Origin of the sequence: Corallibacter vietnamensis (assembly GCF_039537875.1) — a bacterium.
GTDB classification, from domain to species: domain Bacteria; phylum Bacteroidota; class Bacteroidia; order Flavobacteriales; family Flavobacteriaceae; genus Corallibacter; species Corallibacter vietnamensis.
In genome coordinates, this window is sequence record NZ_BAABBI010000007.1 from 1 (window position 1) to 18895 (window position 18895).

General features: G+C 32.8%; 21 protein-coding genes. 5 read left to right on the plus strand and 16 right to left on the minus strand.

What is annotated here, in order from left to right; all coding sequences use genetic code 11:
• Window positions 1–301: 301 nt before the first annotated feature.
• The 9 genes from ABD690_RS12895 to ABD690_RS12935 all read right to left on the minus strand — a co-directional run bounded on the left by ABD690_RS12895 (window position 302) and on the right by ABD690_RS12935 (window position 7467).
• On the minus strand, window positions 302–859 hold the full coding sequence (locus ABD690_RS12895; RefSeq protein ID WP_344731007.1) for an STM3941 family protein: 558 nt from the start codon (window positions 857–859) through the stop codon (window positions 302–304).
• A gap of 201 nt (window positions 860–1060) precedes the next feature.
• Complete coding sequence (locus ABD690_RS12900; RefSeq protein ID WP_027127313.1) at window positions 1061–1309, minus strand: hypothetical protein; 249 nt, start codon at window positions 1307–1309, stop codon at window positions 1061–1063.
• A 419-nt stretch (window positions 1310–1728) separates the two neighbouring features.
• On the minus strand, window positions 1729–2271 hold the full coding sequence (locus ABD690_RS12905; RefSeq protein WP_344731008.1) for a hypothetical protein: 543 nt from the start codon (window positions 2269–2271) through the stop codon (window positions 1729–1731).
• A gap of 709 nt (window positions 2272–2980) precedes the next feature.
• Entirely contained in the window at window positions 2981–3577 is a 597-nt protein-coding gene (locus tag ABD690_RS12910; protein ID WP_344731009.1) for a hypothetical protein, read from the minus strand.
• Window positions 3578–3792: 215 nt separating this feature from the next.
• Entirely contained in the window at window positions 3793–4329 is a 537-nt protein-coding gene (locus ABD690_RS12915) for a hypothetical protein (RefSeq protein WP_344731010.1), read from the minus strand.
• 709 nt (window positions 4330–5038) lie between these two features.
• Complete coding sequence (locus ABD690_RS12920; RefSeq protein WP_344731011.1) at window positions 5039–5590, minus strand: DUF4833 domain-containing protein; 552 nt, start codon at window positions 5588–5590, stop codon at window positions 5039–5041.
• Between the two features lie 39 nt (window positions 5591–5629).
• Window positions 5630–6058: a DUF4268 domain-containing protein gene (locus ABD690_RS12925; RefSeq protein WP_344731012.1), complete on the minus strand. Its 429-nt coding sequence runs from the start codon at window positions 6056–6058 to the stop codon at window positions 5630–5632.
• Window positions 6059–6063: 5 nt separating this feature from the next.
• Window positions 6064–6735, minus strand: coding sequence for a ZIP family metal transporter (locus tag ABD690_RS12930; protein WP_344731013.1), 672 nt, complete (start codon window positions 6733–6735; stop codon window positions 6064–6066).
• Window positions 6736–7467 carry a class I SAM-dependent methyltransferase gene (locus tag ABD690_RS12935; RefSeq protein WP_344731014.1) on the minus strand — a complete coding sequence of 244 codons (732 nt, stop codon included), beginning with the start codon at window positions 7465–7467 and terminating at the stop codon, window positions 6736–6738.
• 207 nt (window positions 7468–7674) lie between these two features.
• Here ABD690_RS12935 and ABD690_RS12940 point away from each other — a divergent pair, with 207 nt between their 5' ends.
• The gene (locus ABD690_RS12940) at window positions 7675–8832 is read left to right on the plus strand and encodes a THUMP domain-containing class I SAM-dependent RNA methyltransferase (RefSeq protein ID WP_344731015.1); all 1158 of its coding nucleotides are present in this window, start codon (window positions 7675–7677) and stop codon (window positions 8830–8832) included.
• 10 nt (window positions 8833–8842) lie between these two features.
• Here the strand turns inward: ABD690_RS12940 and ABD690_RS12945 are convergent, their stop codons facing one another.
• The 3 genes from ABD690_RS12945 to rlmD are packed head-to-tail and all read right to left on the minus strand — an operon-like array spanning window position 8843 to window position 11568.
• Window positions 8843–9583 (minus strand): DUF6048 family protein, encoded by a 741-nt coding sequence (locus ABD690_RS12945; protein ID WP_344731016.1) that lies wholly within the window; start codon window positions 9581–9583, stop codon window positions 8843–8845.
• On the minus strand, window positions 9549–10109 hold the full coding sequence (locus ABD690_RS12950; protein WP_344731017.1) for a DUF6452 family protein: 561 nt from the start codon (window positions 10107–10109) through the stop codon (window positions 9549–9551). The genes ABD690_RS12945 and ABD690_RS12950 overlap by 35 nt, the downstream gene beginning before the upstream one ends.
• Before the next feature lie 4 nt (window positions 10110–10113).
• Window positions 10114–11568, minus strand: a complete 1455-nt coding sequence (gene rlmD / locus ABD690_RS12955; RefSeq protein WP_344731018.1) for a 23S rRNA (uracil(1939)-C(5))-methyltransferase RlmD — start codon at window positions 11566–11568, stop codon at window positions 10114–10116.
• Window positions 11569–11798: 230 nt separating this feature from the next.
• Between rlmD and rocD the strand changes: the two genes are divergently transcribed.
• Entirely contained in the window at window positions 11799–13043 is a 1245-nt protein-coding gene (gene rocD, locus ABD690_RS12960) for an ornithine--oxo-acid transaminase (RefSeq protein WP_344731019.1), read from the plus strand.
• Window positions 13044–13111: 68 nt separating this feature from the next.
• Here the strand turns inward: rocD and ABD690_RS12965 are convergent, their stop codons facing one another.
• The 3 genes from ABD690_RS12965 to ABD690_RS12975 form a co-directional block, all read right to left on the minus strand.
• Window positions 13112–13450, minus strand: a complete 339-nt coding sequence (locus tag ABD690_RS12965; RefSeq protein ID WP_344731020.1) for a CCC motif membrane protein — start codon at window positions 13448–13450, stop codon at window positions 13112–13114.
• Window positions 13451–13466: 16 nt separating this feature from the next.
• The gene (locus tag ABD690_RS12970) at window positions 13467–13742 is read right to left on the minus strand and encodes a DUF2752 domain-containing protein (protein ID WP_344731021.1); all 276 of its coding nucleotides are present in this window, start codon (window positions 13740–13742) and stop codon (window positions 13467–13469) included.
• Between the two features lie 66 nt (window positions 13743–13808).
• Window positions 13809–15692, minus strand: a complete 1884-nt coding sequence (locus ABD690_RS12975; RefSeq protein WP_344731022.1) for a T9SS type A sorting domain-containing protein — start codon at window positions 15690–15692, stop codon at window positions 13809–13811.
• A 141-nt stretch (window positions 15693–15833) separates the two neighbouring features.
• Between ABD690_RS12975 and ABD690_RS12980 the strand changes: the two genes are divergently transcribed.
• Entirely contained in the window at window positions 15834–16037 is a 204-nt protein-coding gene (locus ABD690_RS12980; RefSeq protein ID WP_344731023.1) for a hypothetical protein, read from the plus strand.
• Window positions 16030–16575 (plus strand): Smr/MutS family protein, encoded by a 546-nt coding sequence (locus ABD690_RS12985; protein ID WP_344731024.1) that lies wholly within the window; start codon window positions 16030–16032, stop codon window positions 16573–16575. The genes ABD690_RS12980 and ABD690_RS12985 overlap by 8 nt, the downstream gene beginning before the upstream one ends.
• Here ABD690_RS12985 and ABD690_RS12990 read toward each other — a convergent pair.
• Window positions 16572–17543, minus strand: a complete 972-nt coding sequence (locus tag ABD690_RS12990) for a hypothetical protein (protein ID WP_344731025.1) — start codon at window positions 17541–17543, stop codon at window positions 16572–16574. The two genes, ABD690_RS12985 and ABD690_RS12990, sit on opposite strands and share 4 nt — an antisense overlap.
• Window positions 17544–17664: 121 nt before the next feature.
• Here ABD690_RS12990 and ABD690_RS12995 point away from each other — a divergent pair, with 121 nt between their 5' ends.
• The gene (locus ABD690_RS12995; RefSeq protein WP_344731026.1) at window positions 17665–18810 is read left to right on the plus strand and encodes a cysteine desulfurase family protein; all 1146 of its coding nucleotides are present in this window, start codon (window positions 17665–17667) and stop codon (window positions 18808–18810) included.
• Window positions 18811–18895: the final 85 nt, after the last annotated feature.

The window sequence follows — 18895 nt, forward strand, 5'->3', positions numbered from 1 at the left end:
CAGATCAGGAATTAAAAAAATACTATCAAAGAAAACTAGACGAAGGCAAACACAAAATGATAGCTTTAAACAACGTTAGAAATAAAATTTTAGCACGCAGTTTTGCAGTAATTAAAAGAGGTACACCTTTTGTAAATATAGCCGCAACAAATTATTGAATTAAGGCTTGTTTTTTACCTTGGAATACGTATAACCGTCAGTTACGGGATTAAAGTTAATGATTTTCGGTTTAGCGCAGGCTTTAGCAATTCCGAGTGGATTCGGACGTAGTCGAATCCGCCGTAATTGCGGTTATACATTGTTACCCAACGTTTTTATTTCGTTTAAATTCAGTTTGCATTAATTTTTGAAGTTCTCTAAAATTATATTTTAAGGTATTGGATGTAATCGAAAGTGGTGTTCCGTACATTTTCATATTCGACCGCATAAGTTTGGCTTTCATTCTGCTTTTTGCTTTTCCAATATATTTTTCAGGGTTCTCAATGTCAATCAGCAGAAACTTTGTCGACACAACTTGCTCTGTCCTGATGTCTAAAATATCATTCCATTCTATGAGCCCGATACTCGAAGCGTTTGAGTTGTCAGTAATTCCGCTTGAGTCAATAATTAGTCCTACTTTTTTATCAAATAGCTTCTTAATTCCATAAAATCCAATTATTCCGAAAAAAACAATTGCAACAAAACCAATTATTCTAATCATTTCTGGATTATTAAACATTCTGTATCTAATTAAGTATTCGGATACAAAATTTTGTGGGTCGTAGACAAACATTATTCCGCAAATAACAAATCCAATTGAAGCTATTAATAATAAGATTATTTTCTTTTTGCTTATTTGTATTTCAATTCTGTTATTCAATTTGTCTGATTTTGAGTGAGTTCAAATGTTGGGTAACGTTGTTGTATATGGTTTGTTGCGTGTCTTAAGCACCTAATTTAGCAAATACAAACCAAATAGAAAATCCGCGAGGATTTTCGTAAGTAGGCTAGAACTAGCAATAAATTATATACAGTGTTGGCATTTCGTTGTTTTTATTCCGCTATATTTTTAGTTCTTATCTTATTTCAGATATAGTTCTTTAAAATACTCAATGTGTTTTCCTGGAATTATCATTTTCCAAATATCTTTTTTAGGAATTACATTTTTGTCAGACAGTCTTTTTCCATCTATATAAGTTCTAAAAATTAATAAATAGAAAAATAAAAGTCCCACAAAATATGTGGAATTTATAGATTCGGTTTTGTTCAGCCAAATTATAATTGCAAGTGGCGTTAAAATTGTCAAGTAATAAATAAAGATGTTTTTCATATTCTACTTTTTAGTTTTCAATTCCAATTAAGTGAGCAATTCCGCAATATGCTAAATTCCGCATTCAATTCGGGTTTTGGTTTTCAATTCAGTTTTCAATTCCACAAACGAGTTAAATTCAGATGTTGAATTTATGTTCATTAGGATTTTTTATATTCTTTATGTTCAATTCAGTCAGATTTGAGTCATTCGCATATTTTTCAATTTCCGATTTAATGTCTTTTAAATTACTCATAATTGTCATTTTTAACGGTTCTGCTCAATGAATGCCAACAGCTTTGTATATGAGAAGTAGCAGATTTAGACGAAATTATTTTCGCATCATAAAACAAAGATAGCAGAAAAGAAATAAACTTTTAAGCTTAGCTCTTAACTGCTATTTTTTATATACTTTGTTATGCCACGTTATAATATTTTTTTCACGGTTCGAATTCTGCTATAATATCGGCAAGAGATCCATAACATACGGTTAAAGATGTCTGAACTCCTAATGTGTAATTCGGAGTCATTGAGATAAATACTTGAGAAGAACCATCTCCTGCGGCATCTGTTAAAGCGCTTTTTACACAATCTTGATTCCTACATTTCGTACAGTTTAAACCATCACCTTCAGACCAAAAACCTGGAGGGTCTCCATCCAATTTTGATTGCAATGTCTCTAAATTATCTATAGAATAAACTATTTGCTTTTTTATTTTTTTAAAAGTAAGGGCAAAACCTTTTTCAATTTTATTTATTTCTTCATAGTTTTCTGAAATAAAATTTGATAATTCATCTTCTTCTATCGGATATTCTTTTCCTGTTTCAAATTTTATATTCAAATTTAACTTTAAATTTGATATTTTTTGAAATTCAGTTTTTTCGGCATTATCGTCATTTTTAATGGTTTCATCACTTGTGCAGGAAACTGACAAGAATAAAACCAATAATAAAATAGATAATAAATTTATTGATTTGTTCATAAAAATTGTTTTAATTATTAATAGACTTACTTTTTACGATTTTAAGTCTTTCATTATTTTCAGTACTCGAATGTAATATTTTTTTAAGTCGTTACAAAATTAATTCGACTATTTTGGATGGTCAGTCCGTTTTGACCGTAATGATTGGTTTAATGTGGCATAACGTTCAGCTAAAATTTCGTGCGGCTTGACGCGGACGCAGTCCAAGTCAACCGTGACGAAATTTACAAAAACAAACCAACGGGCAAACCCTAAACCCCGCATGAATTTTAGGTTTTGTTAGCGGGTCGTTTTTACTTTTTTTCTGCGCGTTTTTAACGGTCAGATTTGCGCAAACCAGCCGCAACATTTTGTTTTTTCTGTGCAGTTTTTACGCCCAACTTTTACACACCACTTTTTAAAAGTCGTGCGTTGCGATTGCGGAGCGTTTTCTAAATTTTAACCGCCACGTAAACACGGCTATTTTAATTTTCAAAATTTGAGCGGTTTGGTGCGTCTTTTTTATGCGCTTGTGTGGAATTCTTTTTTGGCGGTAGCGTGAGGTTTTTTTTACGCGAGTTGCGCAATGCCCGCTAACGTTTTGGCTATGATTTCGTTGCGGAAAAATCCGCAGGATTCTTTCCGCCGTAGCCGAAAGATAGCAAATAAGCGTTGAATTCCGATAAGGAATTCAACCGCAATGAATTATAGCCGTTGTTGCCTGTAGTTTTTATAAATCTGCACATAGATATTGTTCAATTTCTGATTCGTTTCTTAAGTCAAAAACCATTGTCAAATTCCAATCGTTTAGGACTAAATCATATTCAGTTCCAATTTTCAATAATCCGTTTTTTAATTTTTCTATAATTTCTTTATCCTCTTCGAAACGGAAATTATCTATCCAAAAGTCTTTCACAAATTCGCCTTCAGGATAGACAAAAATTAAAGCTCGATTCATTTCATAAGCAAAAGTGTTTTCGCATCTCCAGCTTGTTGAGCCATAGCCTTCATAGACTTTTATTTTTTTCTTAAATCCGAGTGAAATTAGTAATTCATCTAATTCCGAAAATGGAATGTTTTTATCATAAATAGAAATCGGATTTTCCTCTCTTTCATAGATTTCTGTATATCCAATTCCGTCAGAATGATTTTCCGCAAATTGTCCAATTTCAAAATTCTGCTTTTTTAAATAGCTCAAATTTTCGAAAGGACATATCTCAACCTGTCTGTATGAGTCCTCGTGAAAATAAACTGCGTCTTTTTCAGCTGTCCATTTGTCCTCTTTTGGACTTTTTAGAATGTTCTTTATGGATTTCCAGAGGTTCATTTCAAATTACAGGCAACGGACTTGTGTATGAAACGTAGCGTGCAAAAAGACACTAACTCTTCGGGTTAACACAGAGCCGAATTTTTATATTTTGTTTTTAATTTTTTCTCTTTTTAAAAGCCAAATTAAAAATTTGGCGGACTTTCTAAATATAAACAATCCTTTCGGTTAAGCACTTATTAGCTATGTTTTATACACTGTGTTGTGTGTAGTTTTTATCGTTTTGCTTGTTTGTCTTTTGGAATGTTTATCACTCCACAGCCTGTTACAAACCATTTACTATCAAGTTCCTTAATTTTCATTGTTATTGTAAATTCTTTCCAGTTTATACCTTCCACAGTTAAATAATTTGTGTTTGAGTCAAATTCTGAAAGTTTGAATCCATTATCAGGGTAATCTTGAGCGTCAAAAATTGGGTCAAAACCTAATCCATATTCTGGTTCAGATTTTTCTGCCTCTTCAATCATTCTTTTGAGTTCTGTTTTAAATTCAGTGCTAACATTTGGATGAGCATTAACAAATTCAATAATTCCAATCTGCTCTTTCATTTTGTTAGAATTAGAAACGTAGTCATTAATGAATTTTATAGCTACATCTGTAATTGAATCTGTGCGATTTAATTCAGTCTTTTTAGTTTTTACTTCTTTTAAATCAATTTCAATTTGTTCTTGCTTTTCGGAGATATTCTTTTTTTGTTTTTCCTTACAGCTAAGAACAAAGAAAATCAATAGGATTAAGTATAGTTTTTTCATCAAACTTTGATTTCTATTCGGTTTTCTTAAATTACACACAACATGTGGATAAACACACTAGTGTGTTTATTTTTATTATATATACACCTACAAATCTAACAGATTTTTTATAAAACAAAGCCACTTTTTGTCATATAAACATAAATTCATGCCTCTTTATCTCACACAAAAACAAACAATTAAAAATAACATAGTAAAGTAGGAGCGCGCAATCAACCTCTCACTACTCACTACTCACTACTCATATACAGTTATTGACCATGTTCTTTCAGTTATTGACCATGTTCTTTTAGTTATTGACCATGTTCTTTTAGTTATTGACCATGTTCTTTCAGTTATTGACCATGTTCTTTTAGTTATTGACCATGTTCTTTCAGTTATTGCCCATGTTCTTTTAGTTATTGACCATGTTCTTTCAGTTATTGACCATGTTCTTTCAGTTATTGACCATGTTCTTTCAGTTATTGCCCATGTTCTTTTAGTTATTGACCATGTTCTTTTAGTTATTGGCCATGTTCTTTCAGTTATTGACCATGTTCTTTCAGTTATTGACCATGTTCTTTCAGTTATTGACCATGTTCTTTCAGTTATTGACCATGTTCTTTTAGTTATTGACCATGTTCTTTCAGTTATTGACCATGTTCTTTCAGTTATTGGCCATGTTCTTTCAGTTATTGGCCATGCATTATCAATAGCCCATTAGCAATTTTCAATTCTCAATAAGCAAAACCTCTTTAGTAGTAGCACCAGTATAATAATCAGTACCTTCAAAACGAATATACCTTACTTCAAAACCAAGCAACGGATTTTTATTCTTTAGTTGTATAAACATATTGTTTATAAACATCTTGCGCTTGTTTATAGTTGTATAAACCTTTGGTGTGCCGCTATCATCCAGAACAAGAAAAAGCGGCGTTTGTTTTTGTGCAGCAAGCTCTAACTCATAAAAATTTGTGGTCAGTTTAGTATAGCGTATACCATAAGCAAGGCGCTTTTGTATTTCTGTAAGTGGTTTTTTTATACCACCTTCGGTATACACAATACGGTAAGCCTCTACAGGGTTTTCAGGCAATATAACACCATCTTGCATGCGGGCATCATACATATAAGTGTTGTAGTTGTTACTATGCTGTATGTAAAATAGCGTAGAGGTAGTAATAGGAGGCGTAGGGTAATCCGTTTGGCAAAAACCATAACCAAATACAAATACTACAAAAAGAAAACATGCCTTAAACCGGAAGTTATAAAAATATATGCGCAACGTGACCTGATGTTTGTTTGCTTATAAATATAAATAAAATTAGGGTTTTATAACATCTTCATACGTCATATAAAAATCCTCAAAAGCACTCATAGTCTCATTAAAAAACACCATAACCTCTTGCCAAGTATCCTTATTATGTATAGAAACCTTATGGTTATAAGGCACATATATACGCGATATCTCTTTACCGTTATCTAAAAAATAAGTATCTTCAAATATAGCATTAGGTAAAAAATCATTCAGTAGCAAGCTTTTTAGTGACTCCAAGCGCTCCCAGTATGTAATGCGGTTTTCTAAATCATCCTCTAGGTCTAGAGTCACAAGTGCCTTTTTTGTGTCAAAATAAAACTTAAAACTTACGCCCTTTATTTTTGTGTTATACAAAATCCATTTCCTCGGAAAAGATTTCCCAAAGCTTGTCCAAAACAATTGTTTAAGCTCTCGTGAAGCCTCTTTACTAAACATACGCTTTATATAAAATATGCAATAGCTACTCCCAGTATAATGGTAAGTAACTTGGTCAAATTAAACTTGTGTCCCTCGCTGCTTTCAAACAAAATAGTGGTAGATATATGTAAAAATATACCAATTACAATAGCATTAACAATATCAACATAATCAGCCATAACAGCTACATGATTTGATATAAAAGTCCCCAAGGGTGTCATAGATGCAAACACAATAAGAAAAAGTGCTACATACCATTTATTACAATGCGCATTTAGCAAAAAACCAGTAACAACAGCCGCAATAGGTATCTTATGAACCAAAATACCATAAACCATATCATTATGATGATGTATAGGAAAACCTTCTAAAAAACTATGAATACATAAACTAATAAAAATAGCCCAAGGAAACTGCTGGTTGTTATGGTAATGCACATGGCCATGTTCTGCACCTTTAGAGAAAAACTCTAGCGTAACCTGAATAAGAATACCAAGCATGATAAACAAGCCCGTTTGTTTAGCATCAAGATGATGATACACCTCTGGCAACAATTCAAAAAGCGTAAGAGCCAATAAAAAAGCACCACTAAAAGCTAGTAGCAACCTAGTGTTTATTATATTTTTTCTTTTGGTAAGTATTACAATAATAACCCCAAAAACAACTGCGAGTATAGGTAATAGGTATTGCTTCATTTATTTAAATATCATCACTAATCGTTCCGAGCTTTGCTTGTCAAAACTATGTAATTTATAATCACCAAAAACATCCAATAGGTAAACACCAGCCTTATCAAAAAGCTCCATAAAGTCTGATAACGTCAAGGCCTTTACACGCTCCTGAAAACTATAATCCTTACCAGCATCAGTAAAAGAAATATCCTTTATAATATAGCCATCCTTTACATAACGTTCTTGGCAAAAATCAATACCTGCTACAGTTTTTACATCTTTAGTCACAAGATTATCAATGACATAATCTGTATTCATAAAATCTATCACGCCAAAACCATACGTATTCAAGTTGGCCTTTATAGCCTCTATAGTACGTAAGTTATCTGCTTCATGCTCAAAATATCCAAAACTAGTAAATAAGTTAAACACCGCATCAAAGGTTTTATTAAACGGTTTGCACATATCATGAACCTCAAAGCGCAAACTATCATTTTCATACTGCTTGGCATAAGCAATACTATTTTCAGACAAATCTACACCAGTAACATCATACCCTAAAGTATTCAAGTATAACGAGTGCCTACCTTTACCACAAGCTAGGTCTAATACACTAGCCTGTTCAGGCAAGTTCAAATACTGCGTAAGCGTATCCATAAACTGTTGCGCCTCCTTATAGTCTCTATCCTTATATAAAATATGGTAATATGGCGTGTCAAACCAAGAAGCATACCACTGCGTTGTATCTTTTGTCATAGCAATATCCAGATTATAACCAGAATATTATTTTTTAGGGGGTTACGCTTAGCTGCATACTGCGCTTAGCGTCAGGCTTTCGCAAGTCGCTTTTTTATTTGTGCCATAGCACAATAAAAAGAGCTTCAACAATTGCTCAATCCTTAACCCATTTCATTTTAGTTGCCACAAAAATACTGTATTTTTGTAATCTATTTAATATCTACAATGGAGAATAATTTTAAAATGGTTGCCAAAACCTTATTTGGCTTTGAGGCATTATTAGAAAAAGAATTAATACAACTAGGTGCCCAAGATGTAAAAACAGGTGTTAGGAATGTAAGCTTTGTTGGTGATAAAGGGTTTATGTACAAAGCAAATTTAGCATTGCGTACAGCTATAAAAATACTAAAACCCATTAAAACCTTCAAGGTTATTAGTGAGCAAGACCTTTATGACCAAGTTTACAAAATGCCATGGGAAAACTATATAAAACCCACAGGCTCTCTAGCCATAGATGCTACTGTACACTCAAAAGTATTTACACACTCAAAGTACATTGCCCTAAAAACCAAAGATGCCATTGTAGATAAATTTAGAGATACCACAAAAGAGCGCCCTAATGTAGATTTGCGTTTCCCAGATTTAAAAATAAACGTACATATAGATAGAAATCAGTGTACCATCTCTTTAGATACTTCAGGAGAATCACTACACAGGCGTGGTTATAAAATGGCAACAAACATAGCTCCAATAAACGAGGTGCTTGCAGCAGGTATCATAATGCTATCAGGCTGGGACGGACAAAGTGATTTCATGGACCCTATGTGTGGTAGTGGTACCATACTTGCCGAAGCCGCAATGATTGCCTGTAACATTCCACCCAACCTAATGCGTAAAGAATTTGCCTTTGAGCGCTGGCAAGATTGGGATGTAGATTTATTTGAAAAAATAGAAGAGTCTCTATTAAAGAAAACAAGAGACTTTCATCATGAAATAATAGGATATGACAAGTCACCTAGCGCCGTAAGAAAAGCACAAGACAACATCAAAAACGCACATTTAGATGAATTCATAACCATACAACACGAAGACTTCTTTAAAACCCAAAAAGCCGGAGAAAACAAACTACATATGGTGTTTAATCCGCCTTACGGTGAGCGTTTAGATATTGATATGGAAAAGTTTTATGCAAGTATAGGAGATACGCTTAAGCAAAACTATCCAGGTACAGACGCTTGGTTTATTACATCAAACCTAGGTGCATTAAAACATGTAGGCTTAAGACCATCAAGAAAAATACAACTTTACAATGCCAAGTTAGAATCACGTTTAGTAAAATATGTGATGTATGAGGGCAGTAAAAAAGCAAAATACAATAAGTAGTCTCAAAAGGCTACTTATTCTTTTTAAAAATAGGAATTAAGTAAGAGATATTATATCCATAACCAAAACCAAACTTACCGCTATCGTAAGTTTTGTTATAACCAGGTATATAAAGGTTTTCAAAGTTATCAGGTTGATCTTGGCTTACTACATATTTAAATTGAATATTAGCGCCTAGATATAAATTTCTTAAAACTTCTACCTTTAAACCAGCAATAAATTCTAACCATATAGCCGATAAACCACTAAATTTTTCACTTATAGTAGAGCTATACTGTGGCGACCAATATTGGTCTTGAGAATAAGATGAAAAGCTATCTCTTGTTTGGCTAAAAGTACTTGCAGCAACACGAAAACCACCATATATCATGTTGTGCATGCCATACCAGTTATCATATGCATTGTAATCAGCTCCTGCTTTAAAATAGGTACCACTTGCGGTAGCAGTAAGGTAATCGTTTTTGGTAGTTTTTTCTTCGGTGCCTATTTCTCCGGCTAAATACCATCGTTTGGTAATCCTAAAATCACCGTTTATCTCAAAGCCTTTATAGTCATCATCAATAAATGAACGTATTAATTTACTTACGTCACCACCTAAACGTAAACCATATTTTTGTTTATGCTTTATAGAGTCCGCAACAGTTTCTGTAACAGTTTCGGATGGTATACTATCATTTTGAGACAAAGCCGTTAGGCTAAATAATGCAATGGTAATATTAATGGTAAATTTTGTAATGTACTGATAATTCATTTTGAATTGTTAGGTTATCTGTTACAGCTTGAGTTAATTGTATCCAGTTATCACTGTCGTTTTCAACACTTATTCTCACGTTGTTAAAAACTGTTTTGTAGCCACAAGCACGAGATACATATTGTTGTTCTGTTGTGTAAGTAATGGTTATAATATCTTCATTACCAGTTACAATATCGTCACTAGTATCATCAGGCGTGCCATTGTCATTATAGTTGTAACCTTTTATAATGCTATATTGTGTCGTATGGGTTATACCATCAGGGTTATCTGTTGTGGTCTTAAGAGGTAATAAAACAGTATTCTTTGCAGAAGAACCTTCATAACCAGATAATGGCGCATCATTACCAACACCTTGTATACGGCATTTGCCTACATTTTTTGCAGTGTCTTCATCTTGTATATTAATATCGTAAAAAGCAACTGAAAGTCGTGGTGTTGTTATGGTTGTTTCAGGGCAAATATCATCACGTTCACAACTTATTGTGAAAAGTAAAAGAAAGCAAAAACCAAATAGTTTTTTCATGTATTTATTGTTTTTCAAAAAGTACAACAGTTTCTATATGTGATGTATGTGGAAACTGATCTACTAAACTTATTTTTTTCAATTTAAAGCCTGCATTCATTAAAGTTTCTGTATCTCTTGCTTGTGTTGCAGGATTACAAGATACATAAACCATACGTTTTGCGTTTAAATTTATGATTTTATTTAGGGTTTTAGGAGCAATTCCAGAACGAGCCGGATCTAGAATTATTGTTTGTATTTTGTTCTTGTACTGTGGGTATTTGCTTAAAAACTTACCAACATCTTCTGCGTAAAATTCAAGTCCTTCAATATTATTTCGTTTGGCATTTAGTTTGGCATCTTCTATGGCCGATGCAATAATATCTACACCTACAATTTTGGTGTTGTTGCTTTTTGATGCAATAATTTGCCCAATAGTTCCTGTACCACAAAATAAGTCTAAAACAACCGAGTTATCTACGGCATCCTTATCTTCTAAAGCATAATCAACTACTTTAGAATATAGTTTCTCTGCCGATTTTGGATTGGTTTGAAAAAAGCTTTTCATACTTATTTCAAAGTTTAGTCCAAGTAGTTCTTCAACAATCTTGTCTTCGCCATAAATAAGTGTTATACTGCCTGTAGTTGCAATAGTACGATCGCCTTGTTCGTCATTTATGGTATGGAGTAATCCTGCAACACGATCTCCAAATAAAGCCACTAAAAATTGCGCAAATGCATTTAAGTCAAATGTTGATAATTGATGCGATGTTGTAACGAGATTAAATAATAATTGATTGGTTTTAAACGATTTTCTTACAACAAGATATCTGAAAAAACCTTCACGTTTTGGTGCGTGCCAAGGCGCAAGACCAGTTGCTTCACAATAGTTTTTAATTTTAATCAAACTATCCTCTAATTGTTTATCAAAAATACCACTGTCTTTATCAAGGTTGTCACCAATCCACCATGTACCACGACGTTTAAAACCAAGCGTAAACTCATCAACATCGGTTTTTTTGTCATGATCGTATCCAATTGCCGAGAAACTATATTCCATTTTATTTCGGTAGTGAAATAGGTTAGGAGAGGCTACAAACTCATCAAAATAATCTTCTATATCGGTTACTTTTCCAATCTTTTTAAACAAGTCCATCGTACTGGTGTACTTGTATTGGTGTTGTTTTTCAATAGGTAAATTAATGTAAGGCGCACCAGAAATTTCATGATAGTTTAAGTCAACTTCATCAACCGATTTTTGTAAAACATCTATCAATTTACATTCGGCATAATTTTTTTTAGATTTCACCACACGTGCTGTAACTTTTTGACCTGGCAACGTGTTAGGTACAAAAAGCACAAAGTTACCCAATTCGTTATTAATTCTGGCAATTCCTTTGCCACCAAATGCATAGTCAACAATATCTAATTCAATTAGCTGACCACGTCTTACAAACTTATTTCTATCTCTTCTTGGCATGCTGCAAAAGTAATCAAAGCTATGACTATTTTAAACGATCAGTTTGAAATTTTACTAAAAAAGTAGTCTACGTTAAAAATGAACTAAATTGTTTTTAATCGGCTGTAATATTTAGTAATTTGCAGCCTCTAGGGATGATTTCTTTCCCACGCTGAATTTCCGAGACTTTTCGGAAGGATAAAGGTAGATAAGGAATGGTTATTTTTTTTTCACTTTAAAAATTTATAAAAATGGCTGTTTTAGACCAATTAACATCGCAAGAAGCGATGGATTTAGAAAACAAGTATGGCGCACATAATTATCACCCATTACCAGTAGTATTAAGTAAAGGTGAAGGCGTGCATGTATGGGATGTAGAAGGAAAACAATATTATGATTTCCTGTCGGCTTACTCTGCGGTAAACCAAGGACATTGCCACCCTAAAATTGTAGACGCTATGGTGTCTCAAGCAAAAACACTAACCTTAACATCTAGAGCATTTTATAACGATATGCTAGGTAAATATGAGAAGTTTGCCACAGAGATGTTTGGTTTTGATAAGTTATTACCTATGAATACAGGCGCTGAAGCTGTTGAAACTGCTTTAAAACTTTGTAGAAAATGGGCATATGAAGTAAAAGGAATAGATGAAAATGAAGCTGATATTATTGTTTGTGAAAACAATTTTCATGGACGTACTACGACAATTATTTCGTTTTCTAATGATCCTGTAGCTCGTGAGCATTTTGGACCATATACTAAAGGGTTTGTAAAAATAGCTTATGACAATTTAGAAGCTCTAGAAGCTGAATTAAAAAGTAACCCGAATGTAGCAGGTTTTATGGCAGAACCTATACAAGGTGAAGCTGGTGTTTATGTGCCAAGCGAAGGCTATTTAGCAAAAGCAAAAGCACTTTGCGAAAAATACAATGTATTATTTATTGCAGATGAAGTGCAAACAGGTATTGCTAGAACAGGAAAATTACTAGCCGTAGATCATGAAAATGTAAAACCAGATGTACTAATTTTAGGAAAAGCCTTAAGTGGTGGAGCATACCCTGTAAGTGCTGTTTTAGCCAATGATAATGTTATGAATGTTATCAAGCCAGGAAACCACGGAAGTACTTTTGGCGGTAATCCTGTTGCTGCTGCGGTTGCAATTGCTGCTTTAGAAGTTGTTAGAGACGAGCAATTGGCTGAAAAAGCTGAAGATTTAGGGAACTTATTCAGAAGTGAATTAAATAAATATATAGAAACAAGTAATACGGTAAATCTTGTAAGAGGAAAAGGCTTGTTGAATGCCATTGTTATTAATGATGATGAAGACAGTGATACAGCTTGGAATATTTGTTTAGCATTGCGTGATAACGGATTATTAGCAAAACCAACACACGGTAACATTATTAGATTTGCTCCGCCGTTAGTTATGACAAAGGAACAATTATTAGATTGTGTATCTATTATTACTAAAACATTAAAAGCTTTTGAAAAGTAAAACGTTTCAATAATAGTAAATAAAAAAAGCGACCTAAATTGGTCGCTTTTTTATTTCATGTATCAGGCTTAATTGCCTTGTTGTTCTTGTATTTGTTGCATTGTGTCTTGAACTTGCTCCATATAAGCATCCCAACCACCAATAGCAAAAATTTGATAGATAGACCAAGCTAAATATAGTATGTTTATGATAAAAATAACCATAGCTATAATTTTTGCCGTGTCCATAGCTTTAATACTTGCAGGCTCATAGTTTTCTGGATTTGCTTTTGCTTCTTTTAGTTTAGATGTAGCAATAAAAAAAGCAATTCCAGATAAAATAAATCCAAAACCAGCAAAGCAGCAACATAAAAGGCCTAAAATAGCAAGTACGTAAACAATTGTTGGGTTTAATTTTTGTTGTTCCATGTAATAAGTTGGTTGTTTAATTAATAATTTTAATAGTAAAACTTACAATAATAATTGCAACTGTAAGTATAGCTAGTGTATTTATAATTTTGCTAGCGTGTTTAAATTTAAAGAAAAAATTTAAGCCAATAACTAAAAACAAAGGGGTTAGTGTATAAATAGCAGGATACATATAAAAAGCCTCAACAAATTCTCCACGAATTAATAATGCTGCAGCACGCTGCAAACCGCACCCTAAACAATCAAATCCGAAAATTTTTTTGTTTAGACAAGGTAGCATGTATTCTTCCATAAGTGAGATTGTATAACTTTAATATCAGTACAAACCAAAGTTATAAAAAAAGATGCTTTTTAAGTATTATTTTTTATTTGATATAATAACCTTTTTTGTAGTTTCTTGATTAGATTCAAAAAGAACTTTAGCAATGTAAACACCTTCGCTTAAGTTTTTTGTAGAAAAACTATAACGATCTTTAGTGTCTAAATCTACTTCATTTAAAACACGTTTTCCGCTGATGTCAAAAAGCGTTACACTCTTAACAGCTAATTGCTTTGGGTTAATTAATACAAGCTGAGAATTGTTGTTGTTTTGTAAAATCTTAAAATCATTTAATGCTATAACATCATCATTTGTTGAAAGTGTTTGTGAATCAAATGTGATTTCAAAACGGTTATTATATGTTCCAGTAGGAAGAGAAATTTCAAAAGTTCCTGTCTTAATGTTTGTATAAACACCTGTAGTTTTATCAAAAACATATACATTAACATCTTCAGGAACATCTTTTAAGCTATTTACAGTGACACTATATGTTGTGTTTTGCCCTTGAGATTCAAAACCAAAAGGAATACGAGCGTCTGGACTATAATTAATTGATTTGATAGATAATTCGTTACTACCAGCCATTAAATAGTTGTCATTAGGAAGAACTGAAGCATTTTTAGCGTCAGAGAATTTATTATAGTTTAAATCAGCGTTTTGTCTAAAAGCTATAACACTTTCTTTATAATATGTATTGTTTATTCTTGTGTGAATACGAATTTCTGGAATTATAGTTGTGTTGTTTAAAATGTCCATGTAATCTAACCCATTATGAGACATTGCAACTGTTTGTTCATTAGAGTTCGTATTTTCTGACCTACCAAATATAGCGCCACTACCATCAGTTGTAGAATCTTCTGGTAAATATAAACGCATAGAGTTACTAAATGTAATAACGCCACCAGCAGGAGCGCCACCATTATCAGCACTGCTTATTACAAATCCTTGACCTACAGCAGCATAACGTCTTTTGTGGTTGTCTTTATAATCTGGACTTGTACCAGCAGTAGGCGTAGGATTACCACCATGGTTATCATAACTTTCAAAAGTAGCAACAGTATAAGTACCATCATCATATAAATCATTTAAATCACCTGGAGTATACACGGCGTAACCACCTTCATAATCAAGCAAAGCATGAGAGTTTACTTGTTTTTGCTCCCAGAAGTAAATATTTCCATCTAATCTATTTTGATTATCAACGTTATTCACAAAAAATAGCTTTAGGTCAAGCGCAGATGGATAAGGGTTTCCAGTCAGTGTTTCAACTTGATTGCTAGATCCAGATTGCGGATCAGAATCTGTACCATTAAAATAACAGTTTACAGTAATATCTCCGGTATTAGGACGACCTCTAAAATCTAATGTGTTATTTGCATTAGGGCTTCCTTTTAGAGAAAAACCATAACCAGGTGCTGCATCGCCTGTGTTTCTTATTTGTACCCAATCTGCATAGCCGCCACCGCTTTCCATAGTAAATAACCAGTAGCTTGCAAGCGCAGAAGGAGTTGCGTTGTATGAATTTGTAAACGCATAAGGTGTGGCGTTTACGTTTTTTATATCTGTTTCATCTTGTGGATCAAATATATTAGAACCGTTAAAAGGTACGTTTGCTTTTGTTGTTCCATCAATACTTTCTCCTACAGGTGAAGCCCAATAATTATATTCATAAACTCCAGTTGTTTGTTGTTGGTATACAGAAAGATTTCCTGCATCTGAATTTTTTACGTCGTTATTTTGAATTAATTGTGCATTTCCTCTCAAATATAGATTTGATGTATTTGTTTCCATTCTAATATCATTATTAACAAATAATGGCACATCTTTAGCATACAAATAGCTGTTATTATTAATATATAAATCTTGGGAAAATGCAGTATTAAAAATAAATACAATGACGATAAATATGTAGGTTTTTTTCATAGCTCAAAATATTGGTAAATAAATTAAGTGGGGTACTTAAATATACAAAATGCAAATTTAATTAAAAAAAAGAGGATATAAATTTATTGAATAGACAATTAATAGTATTTTCGATTTATGGTATAAAATGTCGATATAACTATGAAAAACAAGCATATTTTAGATTATATATTAATTTTAATAGGAGCTTTTGTGGCTATATACTCTAAAGCAGGTGATGAGCAGAATACATATGTTTTAATAACAGGAATTGTAATTTTAATGTTGGGTATTTATAGGATTTCTAGAGATATCCCAAGTAAGTCGGATAAGAATAACGATACAAATCCAGATAATCATGTTTAAAAAAGGGCAACAAGTAGCAGTTCTTGATGATGATATGATTGGTCATGTTGTAAAAGTTAATGGGACTACAATAACTATAGAAACTGCTGATGGATTTGAACTTGATTTTGATAGTCATGAGCTTGTTGTGCTAAAAGAGGCCTTGCCTGTAAACCATATTCCTATTTCTGATATAATAAAAGAAAAAGAAACCCCAAAAAAGAGGAAACAACCAACACGAAAGGCAAAAGAGAAGTACCAACCAACTATGGAGGTTGATTTGCATATACACCAATTAACAAATTCAACTAGAGGTATGAATAATCACGACATGTTAACGTTGCAGTTAGATACTGCAAGAAGACAGCTTGATTTTGCTATTAGCAAACGTATTCAAAAAGTTGTGTTTATTCACGGTGTTGGCCAAGGCGTTCTTAAAACAGAACTAGAATATTTATTTGGTCGTTATAACAATGTGAAATTTTATGAGGCTAACTATCAAAAATATGGATTAGGAGCCACAGAGGTTTATATTTATCAAAATGTTTCACCTAATTAAAAATCTGGTGTTATATTTCTTTCAGTTGATAAATTTGTGTTTTCTAATGTTCCAAAGTCGAAAAATTCTTGAGTAATTGTAGGGAAACTAACACCGTTTATCTCAACACTAACTTCAAATTCTTGATAAATAGTATGTTCTCTATAGGCTGTTGCAGGAACGGTTTCAGCTACATCAGCATTTAAGTAATCAGCTACATCAGGGTTGGTAAAGTCGTTAGCTGGATTTTCATCTTGAATTAGATTTTCTTCATCAATTGTTAAAACGCCATCACCATCATCGTCATTATCTAAATAATTAGGAATACCGTCGCCATCGGTATCAACTACATTTGTAAGTGGGTCTCCATCTATATCATCATCAAAATCACCATCACCATTAGCATCTACGAGGTCATTGTCACTCAATTCTGTTATGGTAAGCACATTGTCTCCATCATCATCTTCATCTAGGTAGTTAGGAATACCATCACCATCCGTGTCATCATCTGTTAAATCACCGTTGCCGTTTATATCCTCTAGTTCAGCAGGAACACCATCATTATCGTCTTCTATTAATTCAACCATTATTAAAGCTGTTCCGCCTGCACTTGATAAATCTTGAGTAATTAAAATGTTAGCAGGAGGTATATCGTTACAGAAAAAATTACTAGGGTCTACGTTATATGTTCGGTAATTAAATAAATTTGTTACACCGTTAATCTCAACATCTGTTACTGGGTTTGAAACTTGCATAATTGTAGAACCGTCTTCAATAGGTTCAACCTCAATTAAATCTTCAAAAGTAAGCGCCGGAGATGTAACTTGAAGCGATAACGATTCAGGCGGATTAGATTTTGTTTTGTAAAAAACTATGTCACCACAAGATTCAAAAGTATCATCAAACTCTATTTCTACTGTTATAACATCGCCATCATCACAAGCAGTAAGTAATAACAAACAAGATAAAATATATATAAGGTTACGCATAGTCAATTTTTATATGTCACAAAAATAAAAGATTTACCAAATATATAACGAGGCTTCTTGTAAATAATTTTATTTGAAGTATTTTTGCACACCGTTTATAATAAAAGCTAACTTAAAACTTATGAAGACTGTATATTTTGATAGTGCTGCAACCACACAAGTAAGACAAGAAGTTGTTGACTCTATGCAAAAAGTTTTAACCGAGTGTTATGGTAATCCATCATCAACACATGCCTTTGGTCGTTCAGCAAAAACTATAATTGAGACTACAAGAAAAACAATAGCAAAGCAATTAAACGCTTTACCTCAAGAAATTATTTTTACTTCTGGAGGTACTGAAGCTGACAACATGATTTTACGTTGTGCTGTAAGAGATGCAAATGTTACTACTATTATTACGTCGCCTATAGAACATCATGCTGTTTTACATACTGTTGAAGAATTACGTAATGAATATGATGTTACTGTAGAGTTTGTTAAACTTCAAGATTGCGGAACACCAGACTATGAAGATTTAGAGCGTTTGCTTACTGCAAATGATGAGCGTAAATTAGTAAGCTTAATGCATGTAAATAATGAAATAGGAAATATTTTAGACATAAAAAAAGTGGCAACATTATGTAAAAGTAACAATGCGTTATTTCATAGTGATACTGTACAATCAATAGGACATTTTGAATGGGATGTTCAAGATGTTCCCATAGATTTTATGACAGCTGCGGCACATAAATTTCACGGACCTAAAGGTATAGGGTTTGCCTTTATAAGAAAGAATAGCAATTTAAAACCACTTATTTTTGGAGGCTCTCAAGAGCGTGGCTTTAGAGCCGGAACTGAACCTGTACATAACATTAAAGGTTTAGAAACTGCGTTTGTGTTAGCTTATCAAAATTTGGATGAAGAACGTGCTTATGTGCAAGAATTGAAAGATTACTTTAAAGAAGCTTTAAAATTTGCAATTCCTAATGTGAAATTCAATGGTAATTGCGATGATAAGGTAAAAAGCACTTATACGTTAATAAATGTATGCTTGCCTATGTCTCCTGAAAAGGCGCTAACCTTACAGTTTCAATTAGATTTAAAAGGAATAGCTTGCTCTAAAGGAAGTGCTTGTCAAAGTGGAAGCGGAAAAGGCTCTCATGTTTTAATGCACATATTGAATGAAGAAGATCAACAGAAACCATCTGTGAGATTTTCTTTTAGTAAATTTAATACTAAAGAAGAAATTGATTACGTTGTTAGTGTGTTACAAGAATTTGTTGGTTAACAGTTTTTTAGCTTTTGCCTCTTAAAAAAATTGGAGTGAATAGCATTTTTTTGTAACTTTAAGCTAATTAATAGCAACCAAAAGT

Coding starts and splice junctions, on each gene's coding strand:
- ABD690_RS12900 (WP_027127313.1), bottom strand. CDS start 1,309: ATGAAAAACATCTTTATTTATTACTTGACAATTTTAACGCCACTTGCA.
- ABD690_RS12905 (WP_344731008.1), bottom strand. CDS start 2,271: ATGAACAAATCAATAAATTTATTATCTATTTTATTATTGGTTTTATTC.
- ABD690_RS12910 (WP_344731009.1), bottom strand. CDS start 3,577: ATGAACCTCTGGAAATCCATAAAGAACATTCTAAAAAGTCCAAAAGAG.
- ABD690_RS12915 (WP_344731010.1), bottom strand. CDS start 4,329: ATGAAAAAACTATACTTAATCCTATTGATTTTCTTTGTTCTTAGCTGT.
- ABD690_RS12925 (WP_344731012.1), bottom strand. CDS start 6,058: ATGTTTAGTAAAGAGGCTTCACGAGAGCTTAAACAATTGTTTTGGACA.
- ABD690_RS12930 (WP_344731013.1), bottom strand. CDS start 6,735: ATGAAGCAATACCTATTACCTATACTCGCAGTTGTTTTTGGGGTTATT.
- ABD690_RS12935 (WP_344731014.1), bottom strand. CDS start 7,467: ATGACAAAAGATACAACGCAGTGGTATGCTTCTTGGTTTGACACGCCA.
- ABD690_RS12940 (WP_344731015.1), top strand. CDS start 7,675: ATGGAGAATAATTTTAAAATGGTTGCCAAAACCTTATTTGGCTTTGAG.
- ABD690_RS12945 (WP_344731016.1), bottom strand. CDS start 9,583: ATGAATTATCAGTACATTACAAAATTTACCATTAATATTACCATTGCA.
- ABD690_RS12950 (WP_344731017.1), bottom strand. CDS start 10,109: ATGAAAAAACTATTTGGTTTTTGCTTTCTTTTACTTTTCACAATAAGT.
- rlmD (WP_344731018.1), bottom strand. CDS start 11,568: ATGCCAAGAAGAGATAGAAATAAGTTTGTAAGACGTGGTCAGCTAATT.
- rocD (WP_344731019.1), top strand. CDS start 11,799: ATGGCTGTTTTAGACCAATTAACATCGCAAGAAGCGATGGATTTAGAA.
- ABD690_RS12965 (WP_344731020.1), bottom strand. CDS start 13,450: ATGGAACAACAAAAATTAAACCCAACAATTGTTTACGTACTTGCTATT.
- ABD690_RS12970 (WP_344731021.1), bottom strand. CDS start 13,742: ATGGAAGAATACATGCTACCTTGTCTAAACAAAAAAATTTTCGGATTT.
- ABD690_RS12975 (WP_344731022.1), bottom strand. CDS start 15,692: ATGAAAAAAACCTACATATTTATCGTCATTGTATTTATTTTTAATACT.
- ABD690_RS12980 (WP_344731023.1), top strand. CDS start 15,834: ATGAAAAACAAGCATATTTTAGATTATATATTAATTTTAATAGGAGCT.
- ABD690_RS12985 (WP_344731024.1), top strand. CDS start 16,030: ATGTTTAAAAAAGGGCAACAAGTAGCAGTTCTTGATGATGATATGATT.
- ABD690_RS12990 (WP_344731025.1), bottom strand. CDS start 17,543: ATGCGTAACCTTATATATATTTTATCTTGTTTGTTATTACTTACTGCT.
- ABD690_RS12995 (WP_344731026.1), top strand. CDS start 17,665: ATGAAGACTGTATATTTTGATAGTGCTGCAACCACACAAGTAAGACAA.